The organism is Nocardioides currus, assembly GCF_003057875.1.
In the GTDB taxonomy this organism is placed as follows: domain Bacteria; phylum Actinomycetota; class Actinomycetes; order Propionibacteriales; family Nocardioidaceae; genus Nocardioides; species Nocardioides currus.
The window spans coordinates 246,048-259,872 of the sequence record NZ_PYXZ01000002.1 but is presented as its reverse complement, the minus strand read 5'-3'; the positions used below and the strand labels follow the sequence as shown (position 1 = coordinate 259,872).

Below are 13,825 nucleotides of genomic sequence, written 5' to 3'. Positions count from 1 at the left end.
TGTGCTCCATATCTAAGATCTCCTACCGCGTTGCGATCAGAAGGACAGTCCGCCCTCACGGGCGGCGTCAGCAAGGGCCGCGATGCGGCCGTGGTACTTGTTGCCGGCGCGGTCGAAGACGACCGCGTCGATGCCGGCAGCCTTGGCGCGCTCGGCGACGAGCTCACCGACCTTGGTGGCCTTGGCGGTCTTGTCACCGGCGGCGGCACGGACGTCGGCCTCCATGGTGGAGGCGTAGGCCAGCGTCGCACCCTGCAGGTCGTCGACGACCTGCACCGAGAGGTGCTTGGCCGACTTGGTGACGACCAGGCGCGGACGCTCGGCTGTGCCGGCGACGCGCTTGCGGCCACGCACCTGACGGCGCAGGCGCGACTTCACGCGAGCAGCGGTGTGCTTGTTGTTGCTCAGGGAGATAGCCATGTCACTTACCGGCCTTTCCGACCTTGCGGCGGATGTGCTCGCCGGCGTAGCGCACGCCCTTGCCCTTGTAGGGCTCGGGCTTGCGCAGCTTGCGGATCTTCGCCGCGGTCTCGCCGACCAGCTGCTTGTCGATACCGACGACGCCGAGCTTGGTCGGGCCGTCGGTGGTGAACGTGATGCCCTCAGGTGCGTCGAACACGATCGGGTGGGAGTAGCCGAGCTGGAACTCGAGCTGCGTGGGGCCCTTGGGCAGCACGCGGTAGCCCACGCCCACGATCTCGAGCTTCTTCTCGTAGCCCTCGGTGACACCGACGACCATGTTGTTGATCAGGGTGCGGGTCAGGCCGTGCAGCGAGCGGCTGTTGCGCTCGTCGTTCGGGCGGTTGACCGAGAGGACGCCGTCCTCCCCCTTCTCCACGATGATGGGCGTGGCCACGAGGTGGCTCAGGGTGCCCTTGGGTCCCTTGACGGTGACCGTCGCCTCGTCGATGGCGACATCGACACCGGACGGGACCGGGATGGGGAGCCTGCCAATGCGCGACATGCTGTGTTCTCCTTCTGGTCTAGTAGTCCGGATTACCAGACGTAGGCGAGGACTTCGCCGCCCACGCCCTTCTGGTTGGCCTGGCGGTCGGTCAGGAGGCCCTGGCTCGTCGAGATGATCGCGACGCCCAGACCGCCGAGCACCTTCGGGAGACCCGTGTGCTTGGCGTAGACCCGGAGACCGGGCTTGCTGATGCGGCGGACCCCGGCGATGGAGCGCTCGCGGTTGCGGCCGTACTTGAGCGTGACGGTCAGCGTCTTGCCGACCTCGCCCTCGCCCGGCTCCTTCACGTCGAACGACGTGATGTAGCCCTCCTGCTTGAGGATCTCGGCGAGGCCGGCCTTCATCTTGCTGAAGGGCATCGACACCTCGTCGTGGTACGCCTGGTTGGCGTTGCGCAGACGGGTCAGCATGTCTGCGATCGGGTCAGTCATGGTCATAGCTGGATGTTCTCTCTCTTCTGTGGTTTCCGCGCTCGGCGGACCTTCAGCGGTTGTGAGGTGAAGTCTGGTGGCTCACCAGGAGGACTTGGTCACGCCGGGCAGCTCGCCGCGGTGTGCCATCTCGCGCAGGCAGATCCGGCACAGGCCGAACTTGCGGTAGACCGCCTTGGGGCGACCACAGCGCTGGCAACGGGTGTAGCCCCGCACCGCGAACTTGGGCTTGCGAGCGGCCTTGACCTTGAGCGAAGTCTTCGCCATGTCAGTTCTCCTTGTACGGGAAGCCGAGCTGCTTGAGCAGGGCGCGACCCTCGTCGTCGTTGGTGGCGGTGGTGACGACCGTGATGTCCATGCCGCGCGAGCGGTCGATCTTGTCCTGGTCGATCTCGTGGAACATGACCTGCTCGGTCAGACCGAAGGTGTAGTTGCCGCGGCCGTCGAACTGCTGGTCGCTGAGGCCGCGGAAGTCGCGGATGCGCGGGAGCGCGAGCGAGAGCAGACGGTCGAGGAACTCCCACATGCGGTCGCCACGCAGCGTGACGTGGGCGCCGATCGGCATGCCCTCACGCAGCTTGAACTGGGCGATCGACTTGCGGGCCTTGGTCACCGACGGCTTCTGGCCGGTGATCGCGGTCAGGTCCTTGATCGCGCCCTCGATCAGCTTGGAGTCGCGAGCAGCCTCGCCCACACCCATGTTGACGACGATCTTGGTCAGGCCGGGGACCTGCATGATGTTCTTGATGTCGAACTCGGACTGCAGCGCCGGGATGATCTCCGTGCGGTAGCGAGCCTTGAGGCGCGGGATCTCGGTGGTCTCGGCCATCTCAGATCTCCTTACCGGTCTTGCGCGAGACGCGAACGCTGCGCTGTGCGGAGTACGTCGAACCGTCGGCGCGACGCTTGGTCACCTCGTCGCGACGGAAGCCGACGCGGGTGACGCCGTCACCCTCGACCAGCATCACGTTGCTGACGTGGATGGGAGCCTCGGCGGTGATGATGCCGCCGGTGCTGCCGCCCTGGACCGCCTTGGTGTGCCGCTTGATGCGGTTGACACCCTCGACGATCACGCGCTCCTCCTCACGGAGGACCGAGATGACCTTGCCCTCGGCGCCCTTGTCCTTGCCCGCGATCACCTTGACGGTGTCGCCCTTCTTGATGTTCATGCCCTTACCCATCTCTCACAGCACCTCGGGGGCGAGCGAGATGATCTTCATGAAGCGCTTCTCGCGCAGCTCGCGGCCCACCGGGCCGAAGATGCGGGTGCCTCGCGGCTCGCCGTCGGCCTTGAGGATGACGGCGGCGTTCTCGTCGAAGCGGATGTAGGAACCGTCGGCGCGGCGACGCTCCTTGACGGTGCGCACGATGACGGCCTTGACGACGTCGCCCTTCTTGACGTTGCCACCGGGGATCGCGTCCTTGACGGTGGCGACGATGACGTCACCGATGCCGGCGTAGCGACGGCCCGAGCCACCGAGAACACGGATGCAGAGGATCTCCTTCGCACCGGTGTTGTCGGCGACCTTGAGTCGCGACTCCTGCTGGATCATTGATATCTCCTGGTTGTCGAGCTGGTTCTCACGATCTCAGCGGATCGCGAGCCTGGCCGAACGGATAAGTGTTGAGGTGGTGCTCAGAGGCGGCGAGGCCTCAGGTCACTTGGCCTTCTCGAGGACCTCGACGAGGCGCCAGCGCTTGGTGGCCGACAGCGGACGGGTCTCCATGATCAGGACCCGGTCGCCGATGCCGCACTCGTTGGCCTCGTCGTGCGCCTTGAGGCGCGAGGTCTTGCGCATGACCTTGCCGTAGAGGGCGTGCTTCACGCGGTCCTCGACCGTGACGACGATGGTCTTGTCCATCTTGTCGCTCACGACCAGGCCCTCGCGGACCTTGCGCTGGTTGCGCTTCTGGTCCGTGCTGGTCTCAGTGGTGTCGCTCATGCGCTGGCCTCTTCAGTGTCGGTGCTTCCCGGGGTGCTGCGGATACCGAGCTCGCGCTCACGCACCACGGTGTAGATCCGGGCGATGTCCTTCTTGACCGTCCGCAGACGACCGTGGCTCTCCAGCTGGCCGGTGGCCGCCTGGAAGCGGAGGTTGAACAACTCCTCCTTGGCCTCACGCAGCTTCGACTCGAGGTCGACTGCGTTGAGCTCGTCGAGCTCGAAGGCGTTGAGCTTGTTGCTCATCAGAATTCACCTGCCTCGCGGGAAATGAACCGGCACTTCATGGGGAGCTTGTGCATCGCGCGGCGCATGGCCTCGCGAGCGGTCTCCTCGTCCACACCGGAAAGCTCGAACATGACGCGGCCGGGCTTGACGTTCGCCACCCACCACTCGGGGGAGCCCTTGCCGGAACCCATGCGGGTCTCGGCCGGCTTCTTGGTCAGCGGGCGGTCCGGGTAGATGTTGATCCAGACCTTTCCGCCTCGCTTGATGTGACGGGTCATGGCGATACGGGCCGACTCGATCTGTCGGTTGGTCACGTAGTGACCCTCGATCGCCTGGATGCCGAAGTCACCGAAGGCGAGCTTCGTGCCGCCCTTGGCGGCACCGGTCCGCTTCGGGTGGTGCTGCTTGCGGTGCTTGACGCGACGGGGCATCAACATGGGTCTCAGCCCTCCTGTCCGGTGCTGGCGACGGCAGCCTCGCCCGCCGCCGGAGCGTCGGTCGCGGCGGGAGCAGCGGCCTCGGCGGGGGCGTCGGAGCGGGCCGGGCGGTCGGAGCGCGAGCCACGGCTCGGACGCTCGCCGCCACGGGTGGGACGGCCGCCCGCGCCACCGCGACCCGGAGCACCGGCGCGGGCAGCAGCCTGCGCCTGGCGCTCGGCACGCGTGCCGGCGACCTCACCCTTGTAGATCCAGACCTTCACGCCGATGCGGCCGAAGGTCGTCTTGGCCTCGTAGAAGCCGTAGTCGATGTCGGCACGCAGCGTGTGCAGCGGGACGCGACCCTCGCGGTAGAACTCGGTGCGCGACATCTCGGCGCCGTTGAGTCGACCCGAGCACTGGATCCGGATGCCCTTGGCACCCGAGCGCATCGAGGTCTGCATGGCCTTCTTCATCGCGCGACGGAACTGCACGCGACCGGAGAGCTGCTCGGCAACTCCCTGGGCGACGAGCTGGGCGTCGATCTCGGGGTTCTTGACCTCGAGGATGTTCAGCTGGACCTGCTTGCCGGTGAGCTTCTCGAGCTCGCCGCGGATGCGGTCGGCCTCGGCGCCACGGCGACCGATGACGATGCCGGGACGCGCCGTGTGGATGTCCACGCGGACGCGGTCACGGGTGCGCTCGATCTCGACCTTGGAGATGCCGGCCCGCTCCATGCCCTTGGAGAGCAGGCGACGGATCGCGACGTCCTCACCGACGTACGACTTGTAGAGCTTGTCGGCGTACCAACGGCTCTTGTGGTCGGTCGAGATGCCCAGGCGGAACCCGTTCGGGTTGATCTTCTGGCCCATCAGGCACCCCTTCCGTTCTTCTTGGCAGCGACGGCCTCGGCCGGCTGCACCACGAGCGTGATGTGGCTGGTGCGCTTGTTGATGCGGGTCGCACGACCCTGCGCACGCGGACGCCAACGCTTCATCGTCGGGCCCTCGTCGACCATCGCGACGGAGACGACGAGGTCGCTCGTGGGCAGGCCCTCGGTGGTCTCGGCGTTGGCGACGGCGCTCTCCAGCACCTTGTAGACGGTCTCGGAGGCGGCCTGCGGCGCGAACTGCAGCAGGGCCAGGGCCTCGTCGACGGGAAGGCCGCGGACCATGTCCACGACACGGCGAGCCTTCATGGGAGTGATGCGGACGAAGCGGGCGCTCGCGAAGGCACCGGGCTGGTCACCCAGCAGGGTCTCGCGGCGGGCGCTCGTGCGCTGGCGCTCGGTGACGCTCATCGACGCTTCCCCTTCCGGTCTTCCTTGACGTGACCCTTGTAGGTGCGGGTCGGTGCGAACTCACCGAGCTTGTGACCGACCATCGAGTCGGTGACGAACACGGGAACGTGCTTGCGACCGTCGTGCACGGCGATGGTGTGACCGATCATGTCGGGCACGATCATCGACCGGCGCGACCAGGTCTTGATGACGTTGTGGCTGCCCTTCGCGTTCTCGGCGTCCACCTTCTTCTGAAGGTGGTCGTCGATGAAGGGGCCCTTCTTCAGGCTGCGAGGCATAGCGGTTACTTCCTACCCTTGCCGGACTTGCGACGACGGATGATCTGGGAGTCGGACGCCTTGCGCTTGCGCGTGCGGCCTTCCTTCTGACCCCAGGGCGAGACGGGGTGACGACCACCGGACGTCTTGCCCTCACCACCACCGTGCGGGTGGTCGACCGGGTTCATGACGACACCGCGGACGGTCGGGCGAACGCCCTTCCACCGCATGCGGCCGGCCTTGCCCCAGTTGATGTTGGACTGCTCGGCGTTGCCGACCTCGCCGATCGTCGCGCGGCAGCGCACGTCGACGAAGCGCATCTCGCCCGAGGGCATGCGCAGCGTGGCGCGGCTGCCCTCACGGGCCACCAGCTGGGCCGAGTTGCCGGCCGAGCGGGCGATCTTCGCGCCGCCGCCCGGACGCAGCTCCACGCAGTGGATGGTGGTACCGACCGGGATGTTGCGCAGGGGCAGGTTGTTGCCGGGCTTGATGTCGGCGTTGGGGCCGGACTCGACCGGGGTGCCCTGGGTCAGGCCCTTGGGCGCCACGATGTAGCGCTTCTCGCCGTCGACGTAGTGCAGCAGCGCGATGCGCGCGGTGCGGTTGGGGTCGTACTCGATGTGAGCGACCTTGGCCGGCACGCCGTCCTTGTCGTAGCGACGGAAGTCGATGATGCGGTAGGCACGCTTGTGACCGCCACCCTTGTGCCGGGTGGTGATGCGGCCCTGGTTGTTGCGGCCGCCGTTCTTGGGCAGCGGGCGCGTCAGCGACTTCTCGGGCGTGGTCCGGGTGATCTCGACGAAGTCGGCCACCGAGGAGCCACGACGGCCCGGGGTGGTCGGCTTGTACTTGCGGATAGCCATATCAGTTCCTTATCGATGGTCCGGTCAGGAGACCGGACCTCCGAAGATGTCGATGCGGTGACCCTCAGCGAGGCTGACGATGGCGCGCTTGGTGTTGGCACGCTTGCCGAGGCCGGTGCGCGTACGACGCGTCTTGCCCTGGCGGTTGATCGTGTTGACCGCGGTCACCTTGACGTCGAAGATCTTCTCGACCGCGATCTTGATCTCGGTCTTGTTGGCGTCCGGGCGCACGATGAACGTGTACTTGTTCGCGTCCAGGAGGCTGTAGCTCTTCTCGGAGACGACCGGCGCGATCAGGATGTCGCGGTGGTCCTTGTGCAGGGTGCTCACTTGTCGTCCTCCTTGGCGGCACCGCCGGCACGCGTGAAGCCAGCGGCCTCCGCGTCCTCGGCGCTCTTGAACCAGAACTCGGCCTCGGTGGCGGCGTACCACTGGCCGTCCGGCTCGTGGTAGAGCCCCGAGTCGGAGTTGCCCTTGATCTCGTAGCCCTTGGGAGCGTTGCCGCTCTTGAGGGGCGCCTTGGCACCCTTCGGCAGGGCCGGGGCCTCGTCGGTCGTGTCGGTCTCGGTCGCGGCGTCCTCGGCGGGCACGGCGGCGAAGCCCTTGACCTCGGTGGAGGTCTCGGTGGCCGGCGCGGCGGTCCCGGTCTCCACGACGGCGACCTTGCGGGCGCTGGCCGTGGCCGCGGTGCCGCTGACGAAGGCGTCGTAGGAACCCTGCGTGAAGACCACGTCGTCGCTGGCGAGCACGTCGTAGGTGTTGAGCTGGTCGACAGCCACGATGTGCACCTGCGGCGCGTTGCGCAGCGAGAGCCAGGTGATGGCGTCGCTGCGCTCGAGCACGACCAGGAAGCGGACGCGGTCGCTGAGGGCGGTCAGCGCGGCGAGGGCCGTCTTGGTGGACGGCTTGTCGCCGGAGATGAGGCCGTCGACGACGTGGATGCGCTCGTTGCGGGCCCGGTCGGAGAGGGCACCGCGCAGGGCGGCGGCCTTCATCTTCTTGGGGGTCCGCTCGCTGTAGTCGCGCGGCTTGGGGCCGTGCACGACGCCACCACCGGCGAACTGCGGCGCGCGGGTCGAGCCCTGGCGGGCGCGACCGGTGCCCTTCTGCTTGTAGGGCTTGCGTCCACCACCGCGGACCTCGCCGCGACGCTTGGTGGAGTGGGTGCCCTGACGAGCAGCAGCCTGCTGCGCGACGACGACCTGGTGGATCAGCGGGACGTTGAGCTCGACGTCGAAGATCTCGGCGGGGAAGTCAACCTTGACAGTCTTGGTAGCCATGCTCAGGCCTCCTGCGTCTTCTTGGCGGCCGAGCGCAGGACCACGAGACCACCCTTGGGGCCGGGAACGGCACCCTTGAGGAGGATCAGGCCCTTGTCGGCGTCGATGGCGTGCACCGTCACGTTCTGCGTGGTGACCGTCTCGCTACCCATGCGACCAGCCATGCGGGTGCCCTTGAAGACACGACCCGGCGTGGCGCAGGCGCCGATGGAGCCGGGCTTGCGGTGGTTGCGGTGGGCACCGTGCGAGGCGCTGACACCGGCGAAGCCGTGGCGCTTCATGACACCGGCGAAGCCCTTGCCCTTGCTGGTGCCGGTCACGTCGATCTCCTCACCGGCGGTGAACAGCTCGGGGCTGAGCTCCTGGCCGATGGAGTAGGACGCGGCGTCGGCGGTGCGGATCTCCACCAGGTGGCGGCGCGGCGTCACGCCGGCCTTGGCGAAGTGACCGGCGTCGGGCTGGTTGACCTTGCGTGCCTCGATCTCGCCGAAGCCGACCTGGATGGCGTTGTAGCCATCGATCTCGGGCTGGCGGACCTGGGTCACGACGTTGGTCGAGGCCGCGATCACGGTGACGGGGACGACCTGGTTGTTCTCGTCCCAGAACTGGGTCATGCCGAGCTTGGTGCCCAGCAGGCCCTTCACATTGCGTTCGAAAGTGCTCATATCAGACCTCAGAGCTTGATCTCGATGTCGACACCGGCAGGCAGGTCGAGGCGCATGAGCGAGTCGACGGTCTTCGGCGTGGGGTCGATGATGTCGATGAGGCGCTTGTGCGTGCGCATCTCGAAGTGCTCGCGCGAGTCCTTGTACTTGTGGGGCGAGCGGATGACGCAGAACACGTTCTTCTCGGTCGGCAGCGGCACGGGGCCGGCGACCTTGGCACCCGTGCGGGTGACGGTGTCCACGATCTTGCGCGCCGAGGTGTCGATCACCTCGTGGTCATAGGCCTTGAGCCTGATGCGGATCTTCTGTCCCGCCATAGGTCTCTCTCGTCCTTATCGATCTCGTACGCCCCACTGGGGTCGTACCGCGTTCTGGTCTGGTTCACGACACGTCCTCGGGTGAGTCCGCACCGCCCGTGCATCCGCCTCTCACCACCGACCCCCGCGGTCGGGCGTGTCGCGCTGTTTCGCACGGCACAGGACCAGGATCTCGATGTGTTGTTGTGAGGGGCACCCGACGGGTTCGTCGGGCTGATCGGGTCTCCGCCTCGTCCACTGGTGAGGTGCGGCGCACGCAACCACTCAATCGATCTCGGAGACGCGATTCAGAAGTCAAGTGCTGCCACACTCCGCCAGTCGCACGAGAGCGACCCGCCGGAGCAACCGGACTATCTTGGCAGACATCACGGCACGCGCCAAATCGGAATGACCGGGCGCCGGATCAGCCCTTCGCGTGGGCCAGGACGGCCCGTCCGACACGGGAGACCTTGCCGTCGAGGTCGGTGAGCAGCTCGTAGCCGTGGCCGCTGCCGCCGTCGAGGAAGCGGGCTCCGGAGCGCTTCGCCAGGCGCTGCGCGGAGGCGTACGCCGCGTCGCCGTCCGACCTCGCCATCACGACCAGTCCCCCGGCGGGCAGGTCCGGGGCAAGCCCGAGCAGGCCGGTCCCCTCCCACGCCGCCGGCCCGGACACGTCGATCCACGTGTCGGCGTCCGCGCCGGCGGCCGCGGCGATCACCGTGAGGGAGCCGCCCATCGACGTCCCGACCAGCGCCACCCGCTCAGCTCCGAGCTCCGTCCGCGCCGCCTCGATCGCCGGGGCGACCTCGTTGAGCGGATCGACGTCGCCCGCGTCGGAGCAGGTCGACTCGCCGTACAGGCAGGGAGCGACCACGACCGAGCTGAATCCGAGCCCGGCGGCGGCCGCGGCGAAACGGCCCCAGCCGCACACGCCGCCGCTGACCTCGGGCAGCAGGACGAGGGCGACGCGGGTGCCGCTGCTGGGGAAGAGCAGCGCCTGGAGGCTGCCGTCGGTGGCGCCCTCGAGCGTCATCGGACGGATCTGCGCGTCGGGCGGGACCTGCGAGAGGCACTCGTCGCGCACCGCCTGCTCGGGGTCGACCGCCGCCTCGGAGTCGACCGCGGAGGCGCCGGCGGTCGGCTCCGCCGCGTCCGGGTCGTCGCTCGAGCAGCCGGCCAGCGCGAGCAGGGCGAGCAGGGTGAGGACGGTCAGCGGCGCCACCCAGCGCCGTGCCCCCGTCGCCTTCATGGCGTACAGGGTATGGCGCCGGGGACGACCTGACAGGATTGCGCCCCACGCAACTTCCTGGGGGGACGTCTTGTCGGAGCAGCAGCCACCGCCACCCGGCTGGAGCGCGCCTCCGCCCGGCCCGCCGACGCAGCCCTGGGCCGCCCAGCCCGGACCCGTGGGCCAGGTCGGGCAGCCCGCGCCGTACGTCCCCGCCCCGCAGCTGAGCGCCCACAAGCCGGGCGCCATCCCGCTGCGCCCGCTCGGCCTGGGCGACATGTACGACGCGGCGTTCAAGATCATCCGGTTCAACCCGCGCGCCACCGTCGGCTCGGCGGTGCTGGTGGCCGCGGTCGCGATGGCGATCCCGGTGCTCGTCACCGCCCTCCTCGGCGCGGTGCTCGACCTGTCGCTGACCGGCGACCTCGCCACGGCCTCCCCCAGCGACGAGCCGCTGGCCGTCACCGGCGAGGACGTCGCCGGGATCGCGGGCGTCTTCGGGTCGCTGGCACTCGGCAGCGTCCTGCAGGGGATCGGCCTGATCCTCGTCGGCGGGATGATCGCCCACGTCGTGGCCGCCGCGGCCATCGGCCACCAGCTCTCCCTCGGGCAGGCGTGGGCCGCCACCCGCGGCAAGCGGTGGCGGCTGATCGGGCTGACCTTCCTGCTCGGGCTGGCCACCACCGTGCTGATCACGCTCTACGTCCTGTCGTGGGTGCTGGTCGCCGTGACCGCGTCCGGCTGGCAGGGGCCGCTGGTCTACGGCCTGGTCAGCGTGCCGGCCTTCATCGCCGTGATGCTGTGGTTCTGGGTGCGTGTCTACTACCTGCCCGTGCCGGCGCTGATGCTCGAGCCGATCGGGGTCTTCGCCGCGATCGCGCGCGGCAACCGCCTCACGCGCCGGGCGTTCTGGCGCACCTTCGGCATCGGCCTGCTCACCTTCGTGATCGCCCAGGTCGCGGGCTCGATGCTCTCCATGCCGGTGAGCCTGCTGAGCCAGGGCGTGATCCTCGGCGTGCCCGGCGAGGCCGGCGTCTACCTCCTCGTGGTCGGGCAGGCGCTCGCCTCGGTCATCACCGCTGCCTTCGTCGCGCCGTTCACGACCTCGGTCGCCACGCTGCAGTACGTCGACCTGCGGATGCGCAAGGAGGCCTTCGACGTGGTCCTGATGGAGCGGGCAGGGCTGACGCGCTCGTGAGGTGGGCCTCGCCGCACGGATCGCTGCTCGACCCTCCCCTCGTCCCGACCCCGGACGAGGGCCGCGACCTGCTGCGCCGCGAGCTCGTCGACCCCGCCTACCACCGCGACGACCTGCTCCAGCGCCTGATCGACTGGCTGGTCCGCCGCGTCGGCGACGTCCTGGACGCCGCCTCCACCGCTCCCCCGCTGTCGGCCCTCGCCGCCATGGCGGTCGGGTTCGCGCTGGTCGTCGCCCTGATCTGGCTGGCCACCCGCGCGCGGACCGCGCCGGGCCGTCGCGACGGCGCGGAGGCGCTCCTGCCCGACGCGGCGGTCACCGCGCGGGAGTGGCGCGAGCGGGCCGAGCGGGCGCTGGCCGAGGAGCGGCCCTCCGATGCCCTGGTCCACGGGTTCCGCGCGCTCGCCGCGCGGCAGGTCGAGCGGGGCCGGCTGGACGCGACACCCGGCACGACGGCCCACGAAGTGGCGCAGGTGCTGCGGGCGGCGTACCCCACGCGGGCCGACGCCATGGCCGAGGGCGCCCGACTCTTCGACCTCGTGCTGTACGGCGACCGGCCGGCCACCCTCGAGCAGGCGAGGTCCGTCCTGGCGCTCGACGACGAGCTGGCGGGGACGCGATGAACGCCTGGCTGCGGCGCAACCGCTCGCTGCTCGTGATCGGCCTCGGGACCCTGCTCGCCCTGGTCGTGGCGGTGATGCTCAGCGGCGGTCCACGCACCAGCGCGCCGCACGACCCGGAGAACCCCGGCGCGTCAGGCGCCCGCGCGGTGGCGCAGGTCCTCGAGGACGAGGGCGTCGAGGTCGACGTCGTGCGGTCCGCCGACGCGCTCGAGCAACGCGCGCCCGACGCCGACACCACCGTCGTCGTCACCTCCCCCGACAACCTCGGCCGGAGCACCGCCCGCCGCCTGCTCACCGCCACGGACGACAGCACCGTGGTCGTCGTGGACGCTGGCCAGGGCGCGATCGACGCCCTCGGGATCGATGCCGATGCCGCCTACGCCTCGTTCGAGGGCGCGCAGACCGGCGATTGCGCCGACACCGGCCTGGGCGACCTGTCGGAGCTGCGGATCGAGGTCGACGCCGCGGCGTCGTACGCCACCACCGCCGGCTGCTTCCCCGGCGCGGCGGGCTGGGCGCTCGCCTCGGCCGGGCCCGACCTCGCCCTCCTCGGGGCCGCCGCGATCCTGGAGAACGACCAGGTGCTGCGCGCCGACAACGCCGCCGTGGCGCTGCGGCTGCTGGGCCAGCACACGCGCGTCGTCTGGTACGTCCCGAGCCTCGACGACCTCGTCGGCGACGACGGGGTCGGCCTGGCCTCCCTCCTCCCGCCCTGGCTCGTGCCCGGGCTCTGGCTCCTCGGGCTGGCGATGGTGGCGGTCATCTGGTGGCGCGGGCGTCGGCTCGGGCCGCTCGCCGTCGAGCCGTTGCCCGTCGCCGTGCGCTCGCTGGAGACCACCGAGGCGCGCGGGCGGCTCTACCGCTCGGTCTCCGCGCGCGCCCACGCCGCCGCCTCCCTGCGACGCTCGACGCGCGCCGAGCTGGCCGCCCACCTGCGGGTGCCCGCCGCCGAGGTCGCGGTGCTCGTGCGTGACGTCTCCGCGCGCCTCGACCGCCCCGCCACCGACATCGACGCCCTGATCGGCGAGCAGGCCCCGGAGCCCGCCACCGACGACGAACTCATCCGCCTGGCCGCCGCACTGGCCGAGCTCGACAGAGAGGTACGCCGCACATGACCACCACCGACGAGACCACCGAGGGCCCCGACAGCCCGAAGAGCCCCGCCCCCGACCACCGGGCCGCGCGGGAGCGGCTCGCCGAGGTCCGCACCGAGGTCGCGAAGGCCGTGGTCGGCCAGGACGCCGCCGTGTCGGGCCTGCTCGTGGCGCTGCTGTGCGGCGGGCACGTGCTGATGGAGGGTGTGCCCGGGGTGGCCAAGACCCTGCTGGCCCGCACCCTGGCCGAGTCGCTCGACGTCGAGACCCGGCGCGTGCAGTTCACCCCCGACCTGATGCCCGGCGACATCACCGGGTCGATGGTGATCGACGGCCGCGCCGGCGAGCTGAGCTTCCGCGAGGGACCGCTGTTCACCAACCTGCTGCTGGCCGACGAGATCAACCGGACGCCGCCCAAGACGCAGTCGGCGCTGCTCGAGGCGATGGAGGAGGGGCAGGTCTCCGTCGACGGCGTCTCGCGGCGCCTGCCGCGCCCCTTCCTGGTCGCGGCCACCCAGAACCCGGTCGAGTACGAGGGCACCTACCCGCTGCCCGAGGCCCAGCTCGACCGGTTCCTGCTCAAGATCGTGCTGCCGATCCCCCAGCGCGACGCCGAGCTCGAGATCCTGACCCGCCACGCGGCCGGCTTCGACCCGCGCGACGTCGCCGGCGCCGGCGTCCGCGCCGTCGCCGGACCGGCGGACATCGAGGCGGGGCAAGCCGCCGTGCGCGCCGTGCAGGTCTCGCCCGAGGTCACCGGCTACATCGTCGACATCGCGCGCGCCACCCGCGAGTCCCCGTCGCTCTCGCTCGGGGTCTCGCCGCGCGGGGCCACCGCCCTGATGCGCACCTCCCGCGCCTGGGCGTGGCTGACGGGTCGCGACTTCGTGACGCCCGACGACGTGAAGGCGCTCGCGCACGCCACCCTCGTCCACCGCCTGGGCCTGCGACCCGAGGCCGAGCTCGAGGGCGTCGACGTCGGCGCCGTGCTGACCTCCGCGCTCAACTCCGTCCCCGTCCCCCGCTGAACCCGGCTG

The 13,825-nt window shown here is 69.9% G+C and carries 23 protein-coding genes; 4 read left to right on the top strand and 19 right to left on the bottom strand.

Going from position 1 to position 13,825, the window contains the following annotated elements:
• Window positions 1-36 precede the first annotated feature (36 nt).
• From rplR to C7S10_RS06250, 19 genes are all read right to left on the bottom strand, one after another.
• Entirely contained in the window at window positions 37-420 is a 384-nt protein-coding gene (gene rplR / locus C7S10_RS06340; protein ID WP_108343575.1) for a 50S ribosomal protein L18, read from the bottom strand.
• 1 nt (window position 421) lies between these two features.
• Window positions 422-964, bottom strand: a complete 543-nt coding sequence (rplF, locus tag C7S10_RS06335; protein ID WP_108343574.1) for a 50S ribosomal protein L6 — start codon at window positions 962-964, stop codon at window positions 422-424.
• 32 nt (window positions 965-996) lie between these two features.
• A complete protein-coding gene (gene rpsH / locus C7S10_RS06330; protein ID WP_108343573.1) occupies window positions 997-1,404 on the bottom strand; it encodes a 30S ribosomal protein S8 in 408 nt (135 codons plus the stop codon).
• Between the two features lie 75 nt (window positions 1,405-1,479).
• Window positions 1,480-1,665, bottom strand: a complete 186-nt coding sequence (locus C7S10_RS06325) for a type Z 30S ribosomal protein S14 (protein ID WP_010831721.1) — start codon at window positions 1,663-1,665, stop codon at window positions 1,480-1,482.
• 1 nt (window position 1,666) lies between these two features.
• On the bottom strand, window positions 1,667-2,227 hold the full coding sequence (gene rplE, locus C7S10_RS06320) for a 50S ribosomal protein L5 (RefSeq protein ID WP_108343572.1): 561 nt from the start codon (window positions 2,225-2,227) through the stop codon (window positions 1,667-1,669).
• Window position 2,228: 1 nt separating this feature from the next.
• A complete protein-coding gene (rplX, locus tag C7S10_RS06315; RefSeq protein ID WP_108343571.1) occupies window positions 2,229-2,579 on the bottom strand; it encodes a 50S ribosomal protein L24 in 351 nt (116 codons plus the stop codon).
• A gap of 3 nt (window positions 2,580-2,582) precedes the next feature.
• Window positions 2,583-2,951 carry a 50S ribosomal protein L14 gene (rplN, locus tag C7S10_RS06310; protein ID WP_010831718.1) on the bottom strand — a complete coding sequence of 123 codons (369 nt, stop codon included), beginning with the start codon at window positions 2,949-2,951 and terminating at the stop codon, window positions 2,583-2,585.
• A 105-nt stretch (window positions 2,952-3,056) separates the two neighbouring features.
• Window positions 3,057-3,341: a 30S ribosomal protein S17 gene (gene rpsQ / locus C7S10_RS06305; protein WP_108343570.1), complete on the bottom strand. Its 285-nt coding sequence runs from the start codon at window positions 3,339-3,341 to the stop codon at window positions 3,057-3,059.
• Window positions 3,338-3,586, bottom strand: coding sequence for a 50S ribosomal protein L29 (gene rpmC, locus C7S10_RS06300; RefSeq protein WP_108343569.1), 249 nt, complete (start codon window positions 3,584-3,586; stop codon window positions 3,338-3,340). Before rpmC ends, rpsQ begins: the two co-directional genes overlap by 4 nt.
• On the bottom strand, window positions 3,586-4,005 hold the full coding sequence (gene rplP, locus C7S10_RS06295) for a 50S ribosomal protein L16 (RefSeq protein ID WP_108343568.1): 420 nt from the start codon (window positions 4,003-4,005) through the stop codon (window positions 3,586-3,588). Before rplP ends, rpmC begins: the two co-directional genes overlap by 1 nt.
• Before the next feature lie 5 nt (window positions 4,006-4,010).
• Window positions 4,011-4,856 carry a 30S ribosomal protein S3 gene (gene rpsC, locus C7S10_RS06290; protein ID WP_108343567.1) on the bottom strand — a complete coding sequence of 282 codons (846 nt, stop codon included), beginning with the start codon at window positions 4,854-4,856 and terminating at the stop codon, window positions 4,011-4,013.
• Window positions 4,856-5,284: a 50S ribosomal protein L22 gene (gene rplV / locus C7S10_RS06285; RefSeq protein ID WP_108343566.1), complete on the bottom strand. Its 429-nt coding sequence runs from the start codon at window positions 5,282-5,284 to the stop codon at window positions 4,856-4,858. The genes rpsC and rplV overlap by 1 nt, the downstream gene beginning before the upstream one ends.
• Window positions 5,281-5,562: a 30S ribosomal protein S19 gene (rpsS, locus tag C7S10_RS06280; RefSeq protein WP_056887117.1), complete on the bottom strand. Its 282-nt coding sequence runs from the start codon at window positions 5,560-5,562 to the stop codon at window positions 5,281-5,283. The genes rplV and rpsS overlap by 4 nt, the downstream gene beginning before the upstream one ends.
• A 5-nt stretch (window positions 5,563-5,567) precedes the next feature.
• The gene (gene rplB / locus C7S10_RS06275; protein WP_108343565.1) at window positions 5,568-6,404 is read right to left on the bottom strand and encodes a 50S ribosomal protein L2; all 837 of its coding nucleotides are present in this window, start codon (window positions 6,402-6,404) and stop codon (window positions 5,568-5,570) included.
• A gap of 24 nt (window positions 6,405-6,428) precedes the next feature.
• A complete protein-coding gene (gene rplW, locus C7S10_RS06270; RefSeq protein ID WP_108343564.1) occupies window positions 6,429-6,734 on the bottom strand; it encodes a 50S ribosomal protein L23 in 306 nt (101 codons plus the stop codon).
• On the bottom strand, window positions 6,731-7,684 hold the full coding sequence (gene rplD, locus C7S10_RS06265; RefSeq protein WP_108343563.1) for a 50S ribosomal protein L4, sunset domain variant: 954 nt from the start codon (window positions 7,682-7,684) through the stop codon (window positions 6,731-6,733). Before rplD ends, rplW begins: the two co-directional genes overlap by 4 nt.
• Window positions 7,685-7,686: 2 nt before the next feature.
• Window positions 7,687-8,349, bottom strand: a complete 663-nt coding sequence (rplC, locus tag C7S10_RS06260; RefSeq protein ID WP_108343562.1) for a 50S ribosomal protein L3 — start codon at window positions 8,347-8,349, stop codon at window positions 7,687-7,689.
• An 8-nt stretch (window positions 8,350-8,357) separates the two neighbouring features.
• Window positions 8,358-8,666 carry a 30S ribosomal protein S10 gene (gene rpsJ / locus C7S10_RS06255; RefSeq protein WP_007078637.1) on the bottom strand — a complete coding sequence of 103 codons (309 nt, stop codon included), beginning with the start codon at window positions 8,664-8,666 and terminating at the stop codon, window positions 8,358-8,360.
• Window positions 8,667-9,069: 403 nt separating this feature from the next.
• Complete coding sequence (locus C7S10_RS06250) at window positions 9,070-9,894, bottom strand: hypothetical protein (protein ID WP_108343561.1); 825 nt, start codon at window positions 9,892-9,894, stop codon at window positions 9,070-9,072.
• Between the two features lie 70 nt (window positions 9,895-9,964).
• Here C7S10_RS06250 and C7S10_RS06245 point away from each other — a divergent pair, with 70 nt between their 5' ends.
• The 4 genes from C7S10_RS06245 to C7S10_RS06230 are packed head-to-tail and all read left to right on the top strand — an operon-like array spanning window position 9,965 to window position 13,816.
• Entirely contained in the window at window positions 9,965-11,071 is a 1,107-nt protein-coding gene (locus C7S10_RS06245; protein ID WP_133176444.1) for a hypothetical protein, read from the top strand.
• Window positions 11,068-11,694: a DUF4129 domain-containing protein gene (locus C7S10_RS06240; protein WP_108343559.1), complete on the top strand. Its 627-nt coding sequence runs from the start codon at window positions 11,068-11,070 to the stop codon at window positions 11,692-11,694. Before C7S10_RS06245 ends, C7S10_RS06240 begins: the two co-directional genes overlap by 4 nt.
• Window positions 11,691-12,809, top strand: a complete 1,119-nt coding sequence (locus C7S10_RS06235; RefSeq protein ID WP_108343558.1) for a DUF4350 domain-containing protein — start codon at window positions 11,691-11,693, stop codon at window positions 12,807-12,809. Before C7S10_RS06240 ends, C7S10_RS06235 begins: the two co-directional genes overlap by 4 nt.
• Entirely contained in the window at window positions 12,806-13,816 is a 1,011-nt protein-coding gene (locus C7S10_RS06230; RefSeq protein ID WP_108343557.1) for an AAA family ATPase, read from the top strand. Before C7S10_RS06235 ends, C7S10_RS06230 begins: the two co-directional genes overlap by 4 nt.
• The last annotated feature ends 9 nt before the right edge of the window (window positions 13,817-13,825 follow it).